This is a genomic window from Nostoc sp. 'Peltigera membranacea cyanobiont' 232, assembly GCF_002245985.1.
GTDB lineage: Bacteria > Cyanobacteriota > Cyanobacteriia > Cyanobacteriales > Nostocaceae > Nostoc.
Window position 1 is genome coordinate 1 of sequence record NZ_NOLK01000070.1, and the last position, 14,408, is coordinate 14,408.

Consider the following 14,408-nt stretch of genomic DNA (forward strand, 5'->3'; position numbering starts at 1 on the left):
CGATATGCCCCCCAAGGTTGATCACCTTTTTTCATCTCTGGTGTGCCATCGGGGAGGCGATGCCATTGCCTAAAACTCTTGTCGTAACCTTTCTCTTTACTGGTGTCTGCCCATTCGTAACGGTCAATCCATTGGGTTGGGGAGTATTGATAGGTCGTTTCCAGTGCGTGTCCGGGAATCCCTTTTCGTTTGCTCCTTAATTTTTGAGGTTGGGGAATATCGATCACTGGCTCGGTCAACATTACCAAACTTGAGTCAACTGGGATTTGGGTTGGTTCGAGCTTGACCGCCTTGGGTGTGACTGCCTTCCTGTTTTGCGAGGGGGTGTAATTACTCCCTTTTTGCTCTGCCACCACTTCTGCCCAAGGTTTGAGCGCTTCCCTGACATCTTTTTTGTCGCAGTCGTTAAAGCATTGATACTTCCCGGTTTCTGGGATAATGGATAGGTTATGCCCCCCACAAACGGGGCAGATATACTTGTTCTTTTCTTTGGCTGTTTCTAGCTGATCTTGGAAGTTACGGATATCGAAGGTTGCGATCGGGGTGGATGCGTATGTCATTGGCTAAAACCTAATTGGGTGAGGATTTTTAGCCTTTCGCAGAATGAGAAATTAGTGCAAAACAACCTTACAAATTGACAATCAATGTGCTAGCATTGATATAGAAAAATTTCATATTTATCTTTTTGTTGTTTTGCTTTCTCGCCTCTGCTAAAGGCTTTTGGGGAAGCAATCTTTTTTTGTGTGTATAAGATTGCATACTAATTGAGAAATATAATAACATCTTCCCGATGGGAAGATAGATTTTACTTTCGCTTTTTTGTTTTACTGCTTTTCAATGCACAAAGGTATTTCAGCCAGTTCTTCATTTGTGATGTAATCAATTTTTTACCTGTCTTATTTATTTGTTGAAGTGCGATCGCCACTCTGGACTTTATGGCGATCGTTTTTGGTGAAACATAACTTATTCTTTTCCAGCCAGCCTAATAAACATCTCTTCAAAGCTTATTCCCTCCTGTGCAGCTTGAAAAGCGATCAACTCGCACCATTCAGAAGTCAAACGACGAACTGAAGCACTTAATAGACTAGCGGAATCAGCAGCTACACCGCGTTTTTTAACGGCAGCAGCAGCTTTTAGCATCCAGTAGTCCATATCTGATAACTTTGCTGTTTGTATCCTTGTATCGTCAATTTTTGGCAGTTTTGAGGCTATTTCTTCCCAGTTTATATTATTCATTACTTCACTATAGCTTTTTATATGCTTCTATATTACAGTAAAGTTTATAAAAGAGTGCCCCCGATGCTGACGACACCGGAGGGCTTCCGCACCTGTACCAGTTATTAGCCTTACAGGAGGGCAATTTCATCATGAACGCAATCGACAGCGATCGCAAGCTAGAGATTAAATCGTTGCACGATTTTTTGAACAAACATCCGATGTATCAGCGACAACTTGCCTTACTGCTGGGTGTGACCACCTCGGCGGTTGAGAAGTGGAGCAATGGCGATCGTCGCTTGACCCAGAGAACGATAAACGATCTCAACAGACTTCATTATTTCTTAGATCAGAATCCAGAGATTAGAGAAAGTTACATCAAAACCACACAATGTGCGGTTTGTTAATAATTTAGAAATAAGAACCACACAAAGTGCAGATATAGCTATTGCCCGTCTTGTACGGGTTTTTTAGTATTAGAGCATGAAACATTCGTGAAACAATCATGAACCAATTCACATTTCATTCATGCTTATTGCAGAGTTGAATCACGTAAAGACAAAACCCTTATCTGAACTGCTTCCCATCGAAATAGATGGTTTAAACCGGAGGAGAGCGCAGGAACTATTTGGAATCAGTCAACCTACTTGCCATCGTTATTTAGTTTGCCTGTTGCAAGAACGCCCAAAACATTTTGACTTTATCCCTAGAAATCAATATTTCAGCAGGGGAACATTAGAAGCAATTTTCCAATTTCAGCAATTAGTTGAGCGCTTTCAATACGAAGGCGCAGTTTCAAGAATCAAAACCCACATGGAGAATTATTACTATGAGCTACAAGAAAGCAACCGATAAAAAGCAACCAACTTCAGCCAGTGAAGCCGCAGGTCAAAATGTGGGTGAACAAGTGGCAGGGGACTTTGATTCTGTCATTGTGAATCTTGAAAACGAGATGATTAACTATATTGGTGCGAAGGTAGTTCAAGGTGTGATGATGCGTCTTAGCAAAGGTGATTTGGGAACAACTGCACCCAAACTTCTAACATCCTTTAAAAGCGCGTCTACTGCTCACCTGACACAAGAAATTCAACAAATCGAGGCTTGGGATAATGACCCAAAATTCTTGCTCTCATCGAGCAGCGAACTAATGGATTCTTAGTATTGCTAGGCGCGATCGCACGTATCGAGAGAGCATATAAAGCAACTGCGATCGCGCTTATCTTCACCCTTCTCTTTTTTTGCAGCTACCTGTTAGCCTCCAGTATTAAAAATCAGCAATCACAAGTAAATCATGCCACTTCACTACAAAAATCCAAAGGATTGGGGACGTTTATCGCTGACAGATAATGCCCTTAGAATGCAGCAAATTAAAGCAGAACATCCTGAACAGTGGGCAGTAATGAATGAGGAAGATATTCGGGCATTCTTTACGCCAAACAATATTAATGAAGCTAGCCCAAAAATTGATGATATTGAGCAATTAACTAGGGTGCAAAAGCTTTGTATTTTGAAGCTACTTTGCATAAATCTAATTAATTTAGAAGCTTCGTTGGTAGGATTTTCTCTGGCTGATCGGGAATCCTGGAAAATCATTAATTTACTCGCTGAGATTAACCAAAATCTGCCAACTAATGAATATCTCCCACTGGCAGAAACAATTATTAAACATTTAAAGAAGTAGAACAACATTATGGATAGCCAAAAACTAACCTCAACCCTAAAAGTTTGCTTATCTCAACTGATGGTAGTAAATAATTCGAGTGAATTCAAAAAGATTGAAGCTTCGCGTTACTTCTCCACTACCAATGATGTGTTCCTGGGTGATGCCATCAACACGATTAATGAAGTGTTAGATGGAATTGAAGAAGTAGAAGCTTGCCAAGGTCAACGGAGTATTTATTAAAAAATGACTAAACCAATTGGATATTACTGCCCAGTCACACCGGGAGATGGTTCGTTCCTGGATGAATTACAGGAAGAATTTGGTAGTACTTTTGAAGAACTGAACCGCCTTGAAAAGATTCTTTTACTTCACTCATTGACAAGTAATTTGCTCCAAACAGAAATCAAAATGGTGGGTAGCTATCCAGCTTCTCAAGCGCAGCAGAGAACGACCCCAGTTATCAAGAGTGTCAGAAAAAACCTTTTAATTAGGGAACATCTAGGATTGATTGATGCAATCGTAAATCAACTCAAATACCAGCGATGAAGTTTCACATTAACCCAGTCATCTGGGTAGCAATTGGGGTCAACTGCTTATGTCTTGCCACTGTGACGACTGCTGTTGTTTCTAAAAGAATGTCTTCGGACAACGAAATAACAGAAAGGGCAAAAGGATTAAACTTAGTAGCCCAACACTTCAAAGCCGATACCTGTTGGATATCTAAAGATAAGAAGCCCTTCAAGCTAGGGGATGAAATTGATACCCCAGGTTCGTTAAAAGGCAAACTCCCGACTTCCTGTATTAAGAGTATTAAAACTGGGCAGATTTTACAAGTTGCATACTCTGAAGGTAAGCTAATTGTCTCTCAAATTTACTCAAAAACCGAACTAAGAAACCAACTATCGATTCTCAAAGAGCAAGGTAATTCAAATGACGAAACGCAAAGAAAGAAACGCTGACCCAAAAAAGAATGTTTCCAATTCACTTCAGAATTTTGTATCAAAGGTTTTTGGGTTCTTTAGGGAAGTAGTGAAGTTAATTTGGCTAATTACTGAAAACTCAATGCGATTAGTAACATTTACCTTCTCATTGCTTGTGAAACTATTAGCCAATCCTACCGCCCCTTGTCTAGTTGCAATTTTCGCTTTTTTGGCAGTGTGTGCTGTTGCTACAGTGCAATGGGCGGCTATTGGTATCTGGCTGGGTAAGTTATTCGGTATCTCTGAAGTGTGGAATATTGGGACTGCAACTTGTGGTGTACTGCTGGGATTGGGAATAAATATTTACCAATTATCTCCCGAACTTTGGAAGATTCGTCAGGACATTTCGAGAGCATATTTGGCATTAGGAATTGATGTTGAAAGCCGAGAAAGGTTTGACAATCCAGAGGAGAGGCTGGACAACTGGTTGACCCTTGACCACGGGATGCTTAAATCGACTCGATTGATAAGTTATGCAATCGAAACCGCATTAGTTCTGTGCTACGCATTTATCGGGACTGGATTAGATTTTTATGCTCTAATCATGGCTGCAATTAGTTTATTACTGCCAGAGAAATGCTTGCTTTTAGTGAGTAGCACTATCTCTGTATTGGGTCAGGTTTCGGACAAAATGAGTAATCCTGATGAAGAACCAGAACCCGACCACGTAAATTTTACTTAATTAAATGCCCAAAAAAACAATCCCATCCAACATTAACGATTGGGTGGGATTTTTATTAAATAAATTATAATTCCTATGCTAACAACCAATTCATCATCCCGTGACCCACTGAAAGCTTTATTCTTTGCCCATATCGAACAGCAAGATTCTGATAGCCTGCAATCAAAAATTAAGGTAATCCAGCAATTCATCAGAGAATTAGAAGAGTTAGAGTGTAACACTGAAAATCAATCTAACTTCCTTCATTGGGCATCAATCGCTAGTGGATTCTCAGGATGTCTCGCGCTAACTGGAGCGGCAATATTAAATCCGCTTCTGGGACTTTTTGTAGCCAGTTCTGCAATGAGTAGTGCAGCCGTGGTGATTGGTGGTAGCTACCTGCGCCATCAAAACGTTTCTGAGGTGGTCAAAAAGCTTAAAAGATATCGGATTGCACTTAACTCTAGTACTCCTAAAAATTGGGCTATCCTGTGGCATTTATCTGGATCAGAATTGTTTCTGGATAGCTTGTGGGATGCCTCAAAAGGCAATATTAACCATAAGGGTCAACTACTTAGAAATGATGGTAGAGATTCCCTGACAGTAGCAATTGATTACGCATCCGAACGAATGGGAATATCTCGAAATGACCTTCTTGGACAAGCTCAATTAATAGTCTCTGCTAACCCAACTAACATTCACACCCAACCAACTTTAATTCAATCAAATAATCCTATCGGAAGTGCAATCGCACATGGGGCAACGCAAAACCATCACCAAACTGCACTAAATATTCTGGATGCTTTAGTCCTACCTGCTAACGATAAAGTATTGGGTGGATGTGCCATTATTGCTGCCCCAGGTGCGGGGAAGACAACATTTTTAGGTACAGCTTGGGGTAGGCTTAAGGCTAAATATGGGGACAAGTTTCAATCTTTAGCCGTGGTGGTTAAAAAGTCAGACATTCCTTTCTTCAAAAAATTCGCTACTACTGCAATTGGCGTAAAAGAAAACCCGGTATTTGCGGCATTATCAATTATTAAATTTATAGACTCTGGGATGAACGAAGGCAGAATAACCCGTGTCTTCCTTGATGACTTTCTTACAATGAACTTAATGTTTGATAATGCCCTTAAAGGCGTTTGGATTGACAGTGTTAGCTATGCCATATCTGATAAAAAAGAATTAGGTTGTGAACCACTAGCAGGGTATTTTAACGCAAAATTAAACGAAGCTTGGTTAGCAGGGAGGGAATATAATTTGTGTCTCTGGGTCAGTTCTCATTCATCTAATCTAGATGCCCTGCCTTTTTGTGGTAGTCCAGGTTCACGCAGCGTTGGAGATTTAATCTTTCTTGCAAAAAACGGTAAGAGAGAATTTATTGAGCTTGCTTTAAGCAATGCTTTTTTAGTAAGTAGTAGTAAGAAACGATCGGAACTCAAAGTTTTCCTTGATGGGATGGATTCTGGCACTGAGCCGTTAATTTTGGCGAACCATAATAATTGGGTAATGGGAATAGTGCCAAACTCTATCCATGCTGAATATCAAACTTATAGAGAACACTTTGGAGAGCAGAAAACTTTGATTCAGCAGAATGATCAAAGGCAACAACTTGAGAGAATGTTAGAGCTTCCATCAGCCGAACGGGTCAAAACTTTGAATTTATCAATGACTGCATCAACTATCTTAGAAATTATCAAATCTGGGAATCCTCCCGTGAAGTTTGATGCAATTAGAAAGTCTCGAAAATGGGGAGAACAAACGCCCATTACTTCCACAGTAAAAGCGGGAATTAGTGAGTTGATTTCGCTTGAACTAATCGATGGTGATAACGAGATTGGTTACACTGCTATTGTATGAGCAGGAACGAGGAACACGGTTTTATAAGGCAGCATAAAAGCCAGGAACAACGCAGGTAAAAGGTTCCTAGCTGCTCCTGTTCCTGGTTCATTAAGATGATCATTAAGATGTTCCTTTTAATTTGGGTAGTGTTTTAGAGTCATACAGGAGATACAGCCAAACTTCAAGGTAAAGGGTCAACGGTTCAGTTCCGAGGAATTAAAGCGACTGTTTAATGAGTTGGTTGAGAACAGTCTGGCCGTCTGGCTAGATCCAAATACTATCGAAATCACCCCAAATCAGACAGACCTAGAGGACAGACAGAATTAGACAGAAACCTTATGGAACAAAGGACAGACCAGACAGACATCTAGACAGAAACTAGACAGCAGACATTAGCCCTCGGTTCATCACCGGGGTTTTCTGTTGGTGGCTTGAGCCAGACTGCTGAAGAAGGCTCTCTTCCCCCAGGCGCTCGTCTACCTCTTGCCTAAAGTCGGCGTTCGCGGAGCGTCGTAGCGAGGGTGTTTATGACTTGCAATTTCCGAGTGAATTCTGACGCTAGAAATAGAAAATCAACTTAAAGCGTTAAAATTCTGGAATTGTTCATGGTATATCTGTATCCAAAAAGAAATTTGTATACAGCACCCGCCATGCTCCAGGACTTCTCCAGTCAAAATCTTCGTGGGCGCTCCTTCAAGGGACAAAACCTTGAGGGGGCAAATTTTAGTTATGCAGATATCCGAGGAGCTGATTTTAGTGGGGCTAGCTTAAAAGATGCTTGTTTAAGCGGTGCTAGGGCTGGCTTACAGTATTATTTAGTGTTTTTTATAATAGTATTATCTTTCTTTCTATCAGTAATAATAGGATTCATCTCAGTAATCATTGGTAGTTATGCCGATGGACGTATAACTGGTATAACTGTCTTTCTACTTGTATTAGTCTTCGCTTTTGTCACTAGCCGAAGAGGTTTAGAAACAGCATTATGGGTTCAAGCTGTGTTCGGCTCTGTGTTTCTAGCTGTGTCTATAACTACAATTATAACTAACATAGTAACTTCAACTTTAACTTTAGATAAAGCCCTAAAATTGGTTTCAAATTTTGCTTTAGCAGAAGCAGGAGCTTTAGCAGGAACTATGGCATGGATTTTGGCTTGTGCTACAACTTTAGCTGCTAATCTTACTATAAGTAAAGGTAGAATATCTGAGCTATTACCTTCGCTTTTAGCTGTTGTAGGAACTTCGTGCGGTTGTTTGATTGGAACCTTAGCAGTTGCAAGGGCCGGCGCAGATGCAGATGTTAACGCTTCAAATTGGGCTGCATTTGGGGCAGAAGTTGTGGTGTTAATAAGTATTTGTCGTGGTTGGCAAATACTGGCCCAGGACGATAAATTTGCTTTAATTCAAAAACTTGCTGTTACTATTGCTGCTACAAAAGGTACAAATTTTAGGGGAGCAGATTTAACAAATGTTAATTTTAAAGGAGCCACACTCAAGAATATAGATTTCAGAAACAGTACCTTAACCCGTACCTGTTTCCAACAAGCGAAAATACTTGACCATATTCGTGATGAAAAAACTTACCTTCAAAATCCACAAGTACGTCATTTATTAGTTACAGGGCAAGGACAAAACCAAAACTTCGACCATCAAGACTTACGTGGAGTCAATCTCAAAGGGGCTAACTTAACAGATGCCAGCTTCATTAGTGCAGACTTAAGTGAAGCTAACTTACAAGATGCAAACTTAACCAGAGCCAAGCTAGTACAAACCCAACTGGATGGCACTGATTTTACAGGCGCAACTCTCACAGGCGCATTTATTGAAGATTGGGGTATTACCACTGACACTAAGTTTGATGGGGTAAGGTGTGAGTGTATTTATATGCGACTCCCTACAAAGGAAAACCCTGACCCCCTCCGCAAACCTGATAATAACAAAGAAGTGTTCGCAGATGGAGAGTTCGGTGATTTCATTAAACCAATTTTCGATACCCTTGACCTTTATCATAACCAAGGTGTTGACCCAAGAGCGATCGCAATTTCCTTTAAGCAGTTAGCAGAAAATCACCCAGAGGCGGATTTACGAATTGTTGGCATGGAAGTACGAGGTGAAGATAAATTTTTGCTTCGTGCCAAAACAGCGATCACGGCTGATAAGTCCCAACTAAGTGCAGAATATGTTGCTACTTATAACGAGATAAAAGGCTTGCCAGAGCGAGAAATTAAATTACTACTAGAAGAAAAAGATAGTAGAATTCGTAGTTTAGAAATTTTTGTTAATCAGGCACTACAACGCCCTAGCTTTTATTCAAGTACACAAATACAAGAGGTAGGAAGTATGGCTAGCAACCCCGGCGGATTTTCAGTTGGTGGTTCTGTAGGCGGCAATGTCAACAACGTTCAAGGGGATAATAATCGAGCAGTGCAAGGAGATAATAATCAGGCTGTCCTTGGTGACAATAATCAAGTAACTCAACAAAATCAAGTGGGGGCAGATACCGGAGAATCGCTCACTAAAGAGGATGTTGTCAAGTTACTGGCACAATTAGAAACTTTGATACAAGGTGCAGAACTCCCAGCCAACACTAAAGAAGAAGTAATTGAAGATTTGAGCGCAGCTAAGAAAGCCACAGACAAAGAAGAACCAAATAAGCAACGAGCATTAGAGCGTTTGGGATCTGTGGCAGAAACACTTGAAAAAACAAGCAAGGGCGTGGAAGCTGGTCAGAAAGTCTGGACAATAGCCAAGCCGATTATTGTGAAAGTTGCAACTTGGTTAGGTGTTGCTGCTGGTTCTCACCTGCTGGGATTGTAGAACTGATTTATGAGTCAGCAGCCACCTGATAACTCTGAACCACAACAGCCTGATGCAGATCCATTGCAGCAGGCTGATAGTTCCACACATAGAAACGAAATTCAAGGTAATCAAAACCGAGCCGTTCAGGGTAATGATAACCAATCTGTTTTAGGTGATAGCAACACAGTAATTCAGGGTAATAACAACTTGATGCTAACTATCAAGGAGTTAATTCTTGGTCAGCAGACAACAACACCAGTAGGCAACCCGACTCGACCAAAGAACGAGCGGATACTATTAGCCGCAGTCAAGGAAGAAGTTACAGCACGCTTAAGGCAATCTCTACACAATGCTGTGCTGATTAATTTAGGTAAAGAGTCGCAACCGCAACAGGTAAAACGCTTTTGGGATACAGAGATAAAAATTGGCTTAAAGCCGGCTGTTCCTCTCCCAGATGCCACAACAAATTTAGAAGTTTTTGACTCCCAAGAAATTGCAGGTAAACTGTTAATATTGGGTGCGCCAGGGGCAGGAAAGACGACTACACAATTAGAACTGGCACAAGCTTTAGTTAGCCGTGCCGAAGAACAGCCTGATTATCCCGTTCCCGTTTTATTCAATTTGTCCTCTTGGAAAGATGACCGACAACCTCTAAGTGATTGGTTAGTGGCAGAACTTAAATCTAAATATGGTGTCTCAACTAAGCTTGGTCAAGAGTGGGTAAATAATCACCAATTACTACCATTGCTTGATGGTCTGGATGAACTTGAACCACAGCGCCAAGAACTTTGTGTTAATGCAATTAATCAGTTTTTAGCAGGCGAAACTAGACCGCTTTATTTAGTTGTTTGTAGTCGGAGTGAAGAATATAGGAACTACTCTACTCAACTGCGACTTAACGGTGCTATTTACTTACAGCCTTTAACTAACAATCAAATTTGTGATTATCTAACTAGTATTAAATTCGTAGAATTTTGGTCAAATATCAGTAGCGATTTAGACTTATTAGAGTTAGTTAAAACCCCTTTAATACTCAGTATTACTGTTCTAGCCTCTCAGGAAATATCTGTTGAAGAATGGCAGTATCTCAACTCTACAGCAGACCGGATTCAGTATTTGCTTGATGCCTATGTAGGACGGATGCTGGCACGGGATACTAATAGTAGGACGTATTTGAAGAACAAACTTCCTAATGCTAAACAAACCCGAATGTGGCTTGTTTGGTTAGCTAAACAAATGCAGCGAGAATTAAAATCAGAGTTTTTGATTGAAGAAATGCAGCCTAGTTGTTTAATTAGTATAGTTCAAATAACTAGCTATTTAATAATTTTATGGCTAATTTCTGGGCTGATTTTTGGGCTGATTTTTGGGCTGATTTCTGACTTTAATTCAGTGCTGAGGTATGGGCTGGGGTATGGGCTGTTCAATGTGTTTTTGTCTGACTCTACTGGATACCAAATAGTACTAGTAGAAAAAATTAGGTTTCAAAATATAAATAAAGAAAATATAAGTTCTTGGTGGCGAGATTTTCCGAGGTTTTATCTGAATTTTGTACTAATTTTTTCTCTGACTTTAGTACCAATTTTTTTACTGACTTCTGTACCGATTTTTTTTCTGATTTTTGTGCCGTTTTTATTGCTATTTTTTGGGCTTATTTCTGCGCCGTTTTTTTTGATGATTTCTTGGGGGTCTGACACAGCTATAGAAAATAAAAAAATTACTAATCAAGGTATTTGGAAATCTGCATCCAATGGTGTTTTGGTAGGGCTAATTTCTGGGCTGATTACTGGGCTGATTACTGGGCTGATTACTGGGCTGATTTTAGGGCTGATTACTGGGCTGATTTCTGGGCTGATTACTGGGCTATTTTTTGGGCTGATTACTGGGCTACACTTAGGCGGTATGACCTGCATTCAACACTTCACCCTACGCCTGATTCTCTACCGCAACGGCTACATCCCCTGGAACTACGCCCGTTTCCTCGACTACTGCACCGAGCGATTATTCCTTCAACGTGTTGGTGGACGCTACCGCTTCATCCACAAACTACTGCAAGACCACTTCGCAAAAATGGAGTTCAAGCGCAATTAAAAAAATACAACCAACTCACGCGGAGAGAGTCATAGTCAAAACCTGTTGACAACCTCAAAATAAAGATAATTACCCCCAGAACATTTCACCGCATCTATGGCAGTTTTTACCCAAACTTGATTTTTTATCTCGAAAACCACATACTCATGTTGTATGTACCCTAAAGCGTAAATTTTTATCTATATTCATGAGATGTATGGCAAGACTTCGGCAGGATCTCAGGGGATTTCAATTACCAAGAAAGGCTTTTAAGAATCGACAATTATATATACTTCTCTTTACTTTAACTTTGTCGTTACTGGTTTCTATCTCAGCAGTTCCAAGTTATTCTCAGACTCCTAAATCAATTACTCAACAATCTTGTGAGTCTCAAATTGAAAAACGAGCCAAGCAAGATGCAGAGAATGACGAAATTAAAACTCCGCGAACTGAATTCGCAATTAAGTTATATCAGCAAGAATGCCCCAATCTGAAACCCTCCAGGATTGGAGAAATATATGATACCGCTTTCCAAGAACGACGAGAAGCCAAGAAAAAGGACTTGCGAGAACTGCTGAAGCCTGAAAATGGATGGTTTGGCTTATTAATCCTTTTGATAGGTGCTGCTTTAGGTACTGCTTTTGGTAATACTTTCGCAAATTTGTTTAGTAGTATTTTTAATACAATAGGAGATCAAATCTATGGCAGTATCTCAGGCTTACCATTAATGAGACATATTGCCTTAAAGCGCTATAAAGAAGAACTGAAAGAAAAGCATGAAAAGTTAAAAATATCATTCCGTCCTAACAAACCTTTAAAGTTAAAGGATATATACGTTCCGCTCAAAGTTACAGGCACTAACGACAGTGATTTACTTGATGCCTTTCAAGCTGTAGTTAAGTATCACCGACTTATGGTGAAAGGGTCTCCAGGCTCTGGTAAAACAATGCTGTTGAAATATATTGCTCTTTGCTACGCTGAAGGTCGTTGGGCAGATTTATTTAAAAAATTCCAATGTGTACCAATTCTAGTAGAACTACATCGATTCAGTAGCAACGAATTGACAGTAGAGCAGCAATTAGTAGAAGCCTTTGCGCGGGATGGTTTTCCGAATGCTCAATCCTTTTTATCCCAAAGTTTAGATAAAAACAAGCTGTTGCTGCTATTAGACGGTTTTGATGAGGTAAGCAGTAATGAGCGTCAAAGGGTAGCTGAACGGATTAATGACTTTCTAGATACACATCAAAAATGTTCTGTTATTATTACTTGCCGCACTGCTGTTTATAAAAATGAATTCAATAATTCTATAGAGCAGACGCTAGAAGTGGTTGAGTTCAACGACCAACAAATTCGTGAATTTTTAGTTCCGTGGAAGGCAGATATGCCAGCAGATAAATCTGTGGAGCAACTTATGCAAACGTTGCATGACCGACCGCGAATTATGGCTTTAGGACGTAATCCACTAATGCTTACTATTATTGCCTATCTTTATGCTGATACTGAAGCGGAGCTACCTCGTTCAAGGGCAGAGTTTTATCGAAAAGCAACAGATGTTTTATTAGAACAATGGCATCAAGAACGCAACCAGTTTCAAGCGCGTGTAAAAAAGCTAATACTTCAAAATTTAGCACTTTTCTTTCAAGACAATGCTAACCAACAAGGGCAAGACCGTCGCAGCGTAGACTGGATAACTGTTGAATCAGAAGTCAAAAGAATACTACCCGACCTCAATATTCAACCTGAAACTGATACTAAACCGATTTTAAAAGAAATTGTGGAACGTAGTGGTTTGCTACTTGCTATTGATGGCGGTGATCGTTACCAGTTTGCACATTTGACCTTGCAGGAATTTTTCGCAGCAAGCGAATTACGGGACAATGCTGATGGTCTAATTAGTCGTTTTAATGCTGAACATGATGCTTGGCGTGAAACGCTTAAGCTCTGGTGTGGACTAGCTGGAGATAGCACTAATTTAATTAGAGAAGTACACTCAGCAGATCCAGTTGTTGCTTTTGAGTGTTTGGCTGATGCTCAAAAGGTTGATTCGATTTTGGCTTCGGAAATTATTAATAGCTTCAAATCCCAGCTAGGAGTAGATGAAAACGAAGATATAGTAAATCATGCTTTTGCTTCTGTGGCTGCGGATGATAGAAGACGTATAGATGTGTTCACTTTCTTAAAAGAAACCCTTGAGAACACAAGTGAAACAGATGCTCGTCGCAAGGCAGCAGCAAATACTTTATCGTTGACTAACTTACCAAGTGCGGCAACATTATTGACTAAGCAGTATGTAAATTTAGATAATATGGAATTTCGCCTAATACTAGATCAGGCATTGATACGTATGGGCGATATAGCTGTACCGGAAATTAAGAAAGTTGTAAACAATGATTCTATCAATCAGGTTATGGATGCTCTAGTGGGTATTGCTACTCCCAGTGCGTTACAAGCTTTAGTTAATTGGCTGTGGGATAAAGATGAAAATAGAGCTTTGCGTGCTGCATTGCTTTTAGCTTCTTTAATCAAGCAAGAAAAACATAAGACAATGCTCAATGCTTGCCAACTTCCCCAAAGGTATTCTCGACAAGACAGTTTTGATTGGATAGTTGAGCCTTACAGAGCAGAGCCTAATCTTCATATAATTTTACAACAAATAGTCTACTGTATAAGCAAAAAACTAAAAGACTCAATTGAGGTAATAGACCAGCTATATATTCGAGATTTTGATCAACAACTCATTATACCTATCTGTTTTATTCAGTTTGAAAATCCAGAACTTAAGAAATACCTTAAAAAACCAGATTATTTCGATTTCATATATGGAGATTCTTATGAATATTATATTCAGAAGCATTTTCATTTATGTTTTTGGGAGTCGGAGTCAACTGTTTGGGGTTTTCTAATTCATAATATTTTTCCCATCTTCTTCTTTTTTATCTTATTTTTTATTTTAATTAACGCCACATCTTCTATATCTTCTTATGTATTAGAAAAAATTATGGAAATGATTGTGGAACTGCAACATAGTAAAAAGGGTAATTTGATCGATGTATTTCGTAACGTAGATTTTCTTAATAATGAAGAAAAACAAAGATGTGAAGCAAAGGCGGCAAAGTACCAAGAAGTATGGGAAGGAAAAATAATAATCAATAAAAAACTAGCAAGTCCCCACAAAAAGTAGT

Annotated in this window: 13 protein-coding genes and 1 pseudogene; 12 read left to right on the plus strand and 2 right to left on the minus strand. The window is 39.7% G+C overall.

The features are described from left to right. A pseudogene (locus tag CDG79_RS21960) lies at positions 1 to 560 on the minus strand (DUF5906 domain-containing protein); the annotation flags it as partial. Positions 561 to 963: 403 nt separating this feature from the next. After that, a complete protein-coding gene (locus CDG79_RS21965) occupies positions 964 to 1,236 on the minus strand; it encodes a hypothetical protein (protein ID WP_094344017.1) in 273 nt (90 codons plus the stop codon). 131 nt (positions 1,237 to 1,367) lie between these two features. Between CDG79_RS21965 and CDG79_RS21970 the strand changes: the two genes are divergently transcribed. The 12 genes from CDG79_RS21970 to CDG79_RS22025 all read left to right on the plus strand — a co-directional run bounded on the left by CDG79_RS21970 (position 1,368) and on the right by CDG79_RS22025 (position 14,407). After that, positions 1,368 to 1,622, plus strand: coding sequence for a hypothetical protein (locus CDG79_RS21970; protein WP_094344018.1), 255 nt, complete (start codon positions 1,368 to 1,370; stop codon positions 1,620 to 1,622). 136 nt (positions 1,623 to 1,758) lie between these two features. Continuing rightward, positions 1,759 to 2,070: a hypothetical protein gene (locus CDG79_RS21975; RefSeq protein WP_223278255.1), complete on the plus strand. Its 312-nt coding sequence runs from the start codon at positions 1,759 to 1,761 to the stop codon at positions 2,068 to 2,070. Continuing rightward, on the plus strand, positions 2,045 to 2,374 hold the full coding sequence (locus CDG79_RS21980) for a hypothetical protein (protein ID WP_094344020.1): 330 nt from the start codon (positions 2,045 to 2,047) through the stop codon (positions 2,372 to 2,374). Before CDG79_RS21975 ends, CDG79_RS21980 begins: the two co-directional genes overlap by 26 nt. A gap of 132 nt (positions 2,375 to 2,506) precedes the next feature. Then, positions 2,507 to 2,896, plus strand: a complete 390-nt coding sequence (locus tag CDG79_RS21985) for a hypothetical protein (protein ID WP_094344021.1) — start codon at positions 2,507 to 2,509, stop codon at positions 2,894 to 2,896. 9 nt (positions 2,897 to 2,905) lie between these two features. Further along, positions 2,906 to 3,118, plus strand: coding sequence for a hypothetical protein (locus CDG79_RS21990; protein ID WP_094344022.1), 213 nt, complete (start codon positions 2,906 to 2,908; stop codon positions 3,116 to 3,118). Positions 3,119 to 3,121: 3 nt separating this feature from the next. Next, positions 3,122 to 3,424 carry a hypothetical protein gene (locus CDG79_RS21995; protein ID WP_094344023.1) on the plus strand — a complete coding sequence of 101 codons (303 nt, stop codon included), beginning with the start codon at positions 3,122 to 3,124 and terminating at the stop codon, positions 3,422 to 3,424. Further along, positions 3,421 to 3,837 (plus strand): hypothetical protein, encoded by a 417-nt coding sequence (locus CDG79_RS22000; RefSeq protein WP_094344024.1) that lies wholly within the window; start codon positions 3,421 to 3,423, stop codon positions 3,835 to 3,837. Before CDG79_RS21995 ends, CDG79_RS22000 begins: the two co-directional genes overlap by 4 nt. Then, the gene (locus CDG79_RS22005) at positions 3,809 to 4,540 is read left to right on the plus strand and encodes a hypothetical protein (RefSeq protein ID WP_094344025.1); all 732 of its coding nucleotides are present in this window, start codon (positions 3,809 to 3,811) and stop codon (positions 4,538 to 4,540) included. Before CDG79_RS22000 ends, CDG79_RS22005 begins: the two co-directional genes overlap by 29 nt. Before the next feature lie 75 nt (positions 4,541 to 4,615). Continuing rightward, positions 4,616 to 6,379: a hypothetical protein gene (locus tag CDG79_RS22010; RefSeq protein WP_094344026.1), complete on the plus strand. Its 1,764-nt coding sequence runs from the start codon at positions 4,616 to 4,618 to the stop codon at positions 6,377 to 6,379. A gap of 587 nt (positions 6,380 to 6,966) precedes the next feature. Then, complete coding sequence (locus CDG79_RS22015; protein ID WP_223278256.1) at positions 6,967 to 9,174, plus strand: pentapeptide repeat-containing protein; 2,208 nt, start codon at positions 6,967 to 6,969, stop codon at positions 9,172 to 9,174. A gap of 9 nt (positions 9,175 to 9,183) precedes the next feature. Next, positions 9,184 to 11,247, plus strand: coding sequence for an NACHT domain-containing protein (locus CDG79_RS22020; protein WP_094344027.1), 2,064 nt, complete (start codon positions 9,184 to 9,186; stop codon positions 11,245 to 11,247). Between the two features lie 187 nt (positions 11,248 to 11,434). Then, positions 11,435 to 14,407, plus strand: a complete 2,973-nt coding sequence (locus tag CDG79_RS22025) for an NACHT domain-containing protein (protein WP_094344028.1) — start codon at positions 11,435 to 11,437, stop codon at positions 14,405 to 14,407. Position 14,408: the final 1 nt, after the last annotated feature.

What these genes read in the sequence shown, in the direction of transcription:
- CDG79_RS21980 (WP_094344020.1), top strand. Translation starts at nt 2,045, where the DNA reads ATGAGCTACAAGAAAGCAACCGATAAAAAGCAACCAACTTCAGCCAGT.
- CDG79_RS22000 (WP_094344024.1), top strand. Translation starts at nt 3,421, where the DNA reads ATGAAGTTTCACATTAACCCAGTCATCTGGGTAGCAATTGGGGTCAAC.
- CDG79_RS22020 (WP_094344027.1), top strand. Translation starts at nt 9,184, where the DNA reads ATGAGTCAGCAGCCACCTGATAACTCTGAACCACAACAGCCTGATGCA.
- CDG79_RS22015 (WP_223278256.1), top strand. Translation starts at nt 6,967, where the DNA reads ATGGTATATCTGTATCCAAAAAGAAATTTGTATACAGCACCCGCCATG.
- CDG79_RS21970 (WP_094344018.1), top strand. Translation starts at nt 1,368, where the DNA reads ATGAACGCAATCGACAGCGATCGCAAGCTAGAGATTAAATCGTTGCAC.
- CDG79_RS21985 (WP_094344021.1), top strand. Translation starts at nt 2,507, where the DNA reads ATGCCACTTCACTACAAAAATCCAAAGGATTGGGGACGTTTATCGCTG.
- CDG79_RS22005 (WP_094344025.1), top strand. Translation starts at nt 3,809, where the DNA reads ATGACGAAACGCAAAGAAAGAAACGCTGACCCAAAAAAGAATGTTTCC.
- CDG79_RS22025 (WP_094344028.1), top strand. Translation starts at nt 11,435, where the DNA reads ATGAGATGTATGGCAAGACTTCGGCAGGATCTCAGGGGATTTCAATTA.
- CDG79_RS22010 (WP_094344026.1), top strand. Translation starts at nt 4,616, where the DNA reads ATGCTAACAACCAATTCATCATCCCGTGACCCACTGAAAGCTTTATTC.
- CDG79_RS21965 (WP_094344017.1), bottom strand. Translation starts at nt 1,236, where the DNA reads ATGAATAATATAAACTGGGAAGAAATAGCCTCAAAACTGCCAAAAATT.
- CDG79_RS21995 (WP_094344023.1), top strand. Translation starts at nt 3,122, where the DNA reads ATGACTAAACCAATTGGATATTACTGCCCAGTCACACCGGGAGATGGT.
- CDG79_RS21990 (WP_094344022.1), top strand. Translation starts at nt 2,906, where the DNA reads ATGGATAGCCAAAAACTAACCTCAACCCTAAAAGTTTGCTTATCTCAA.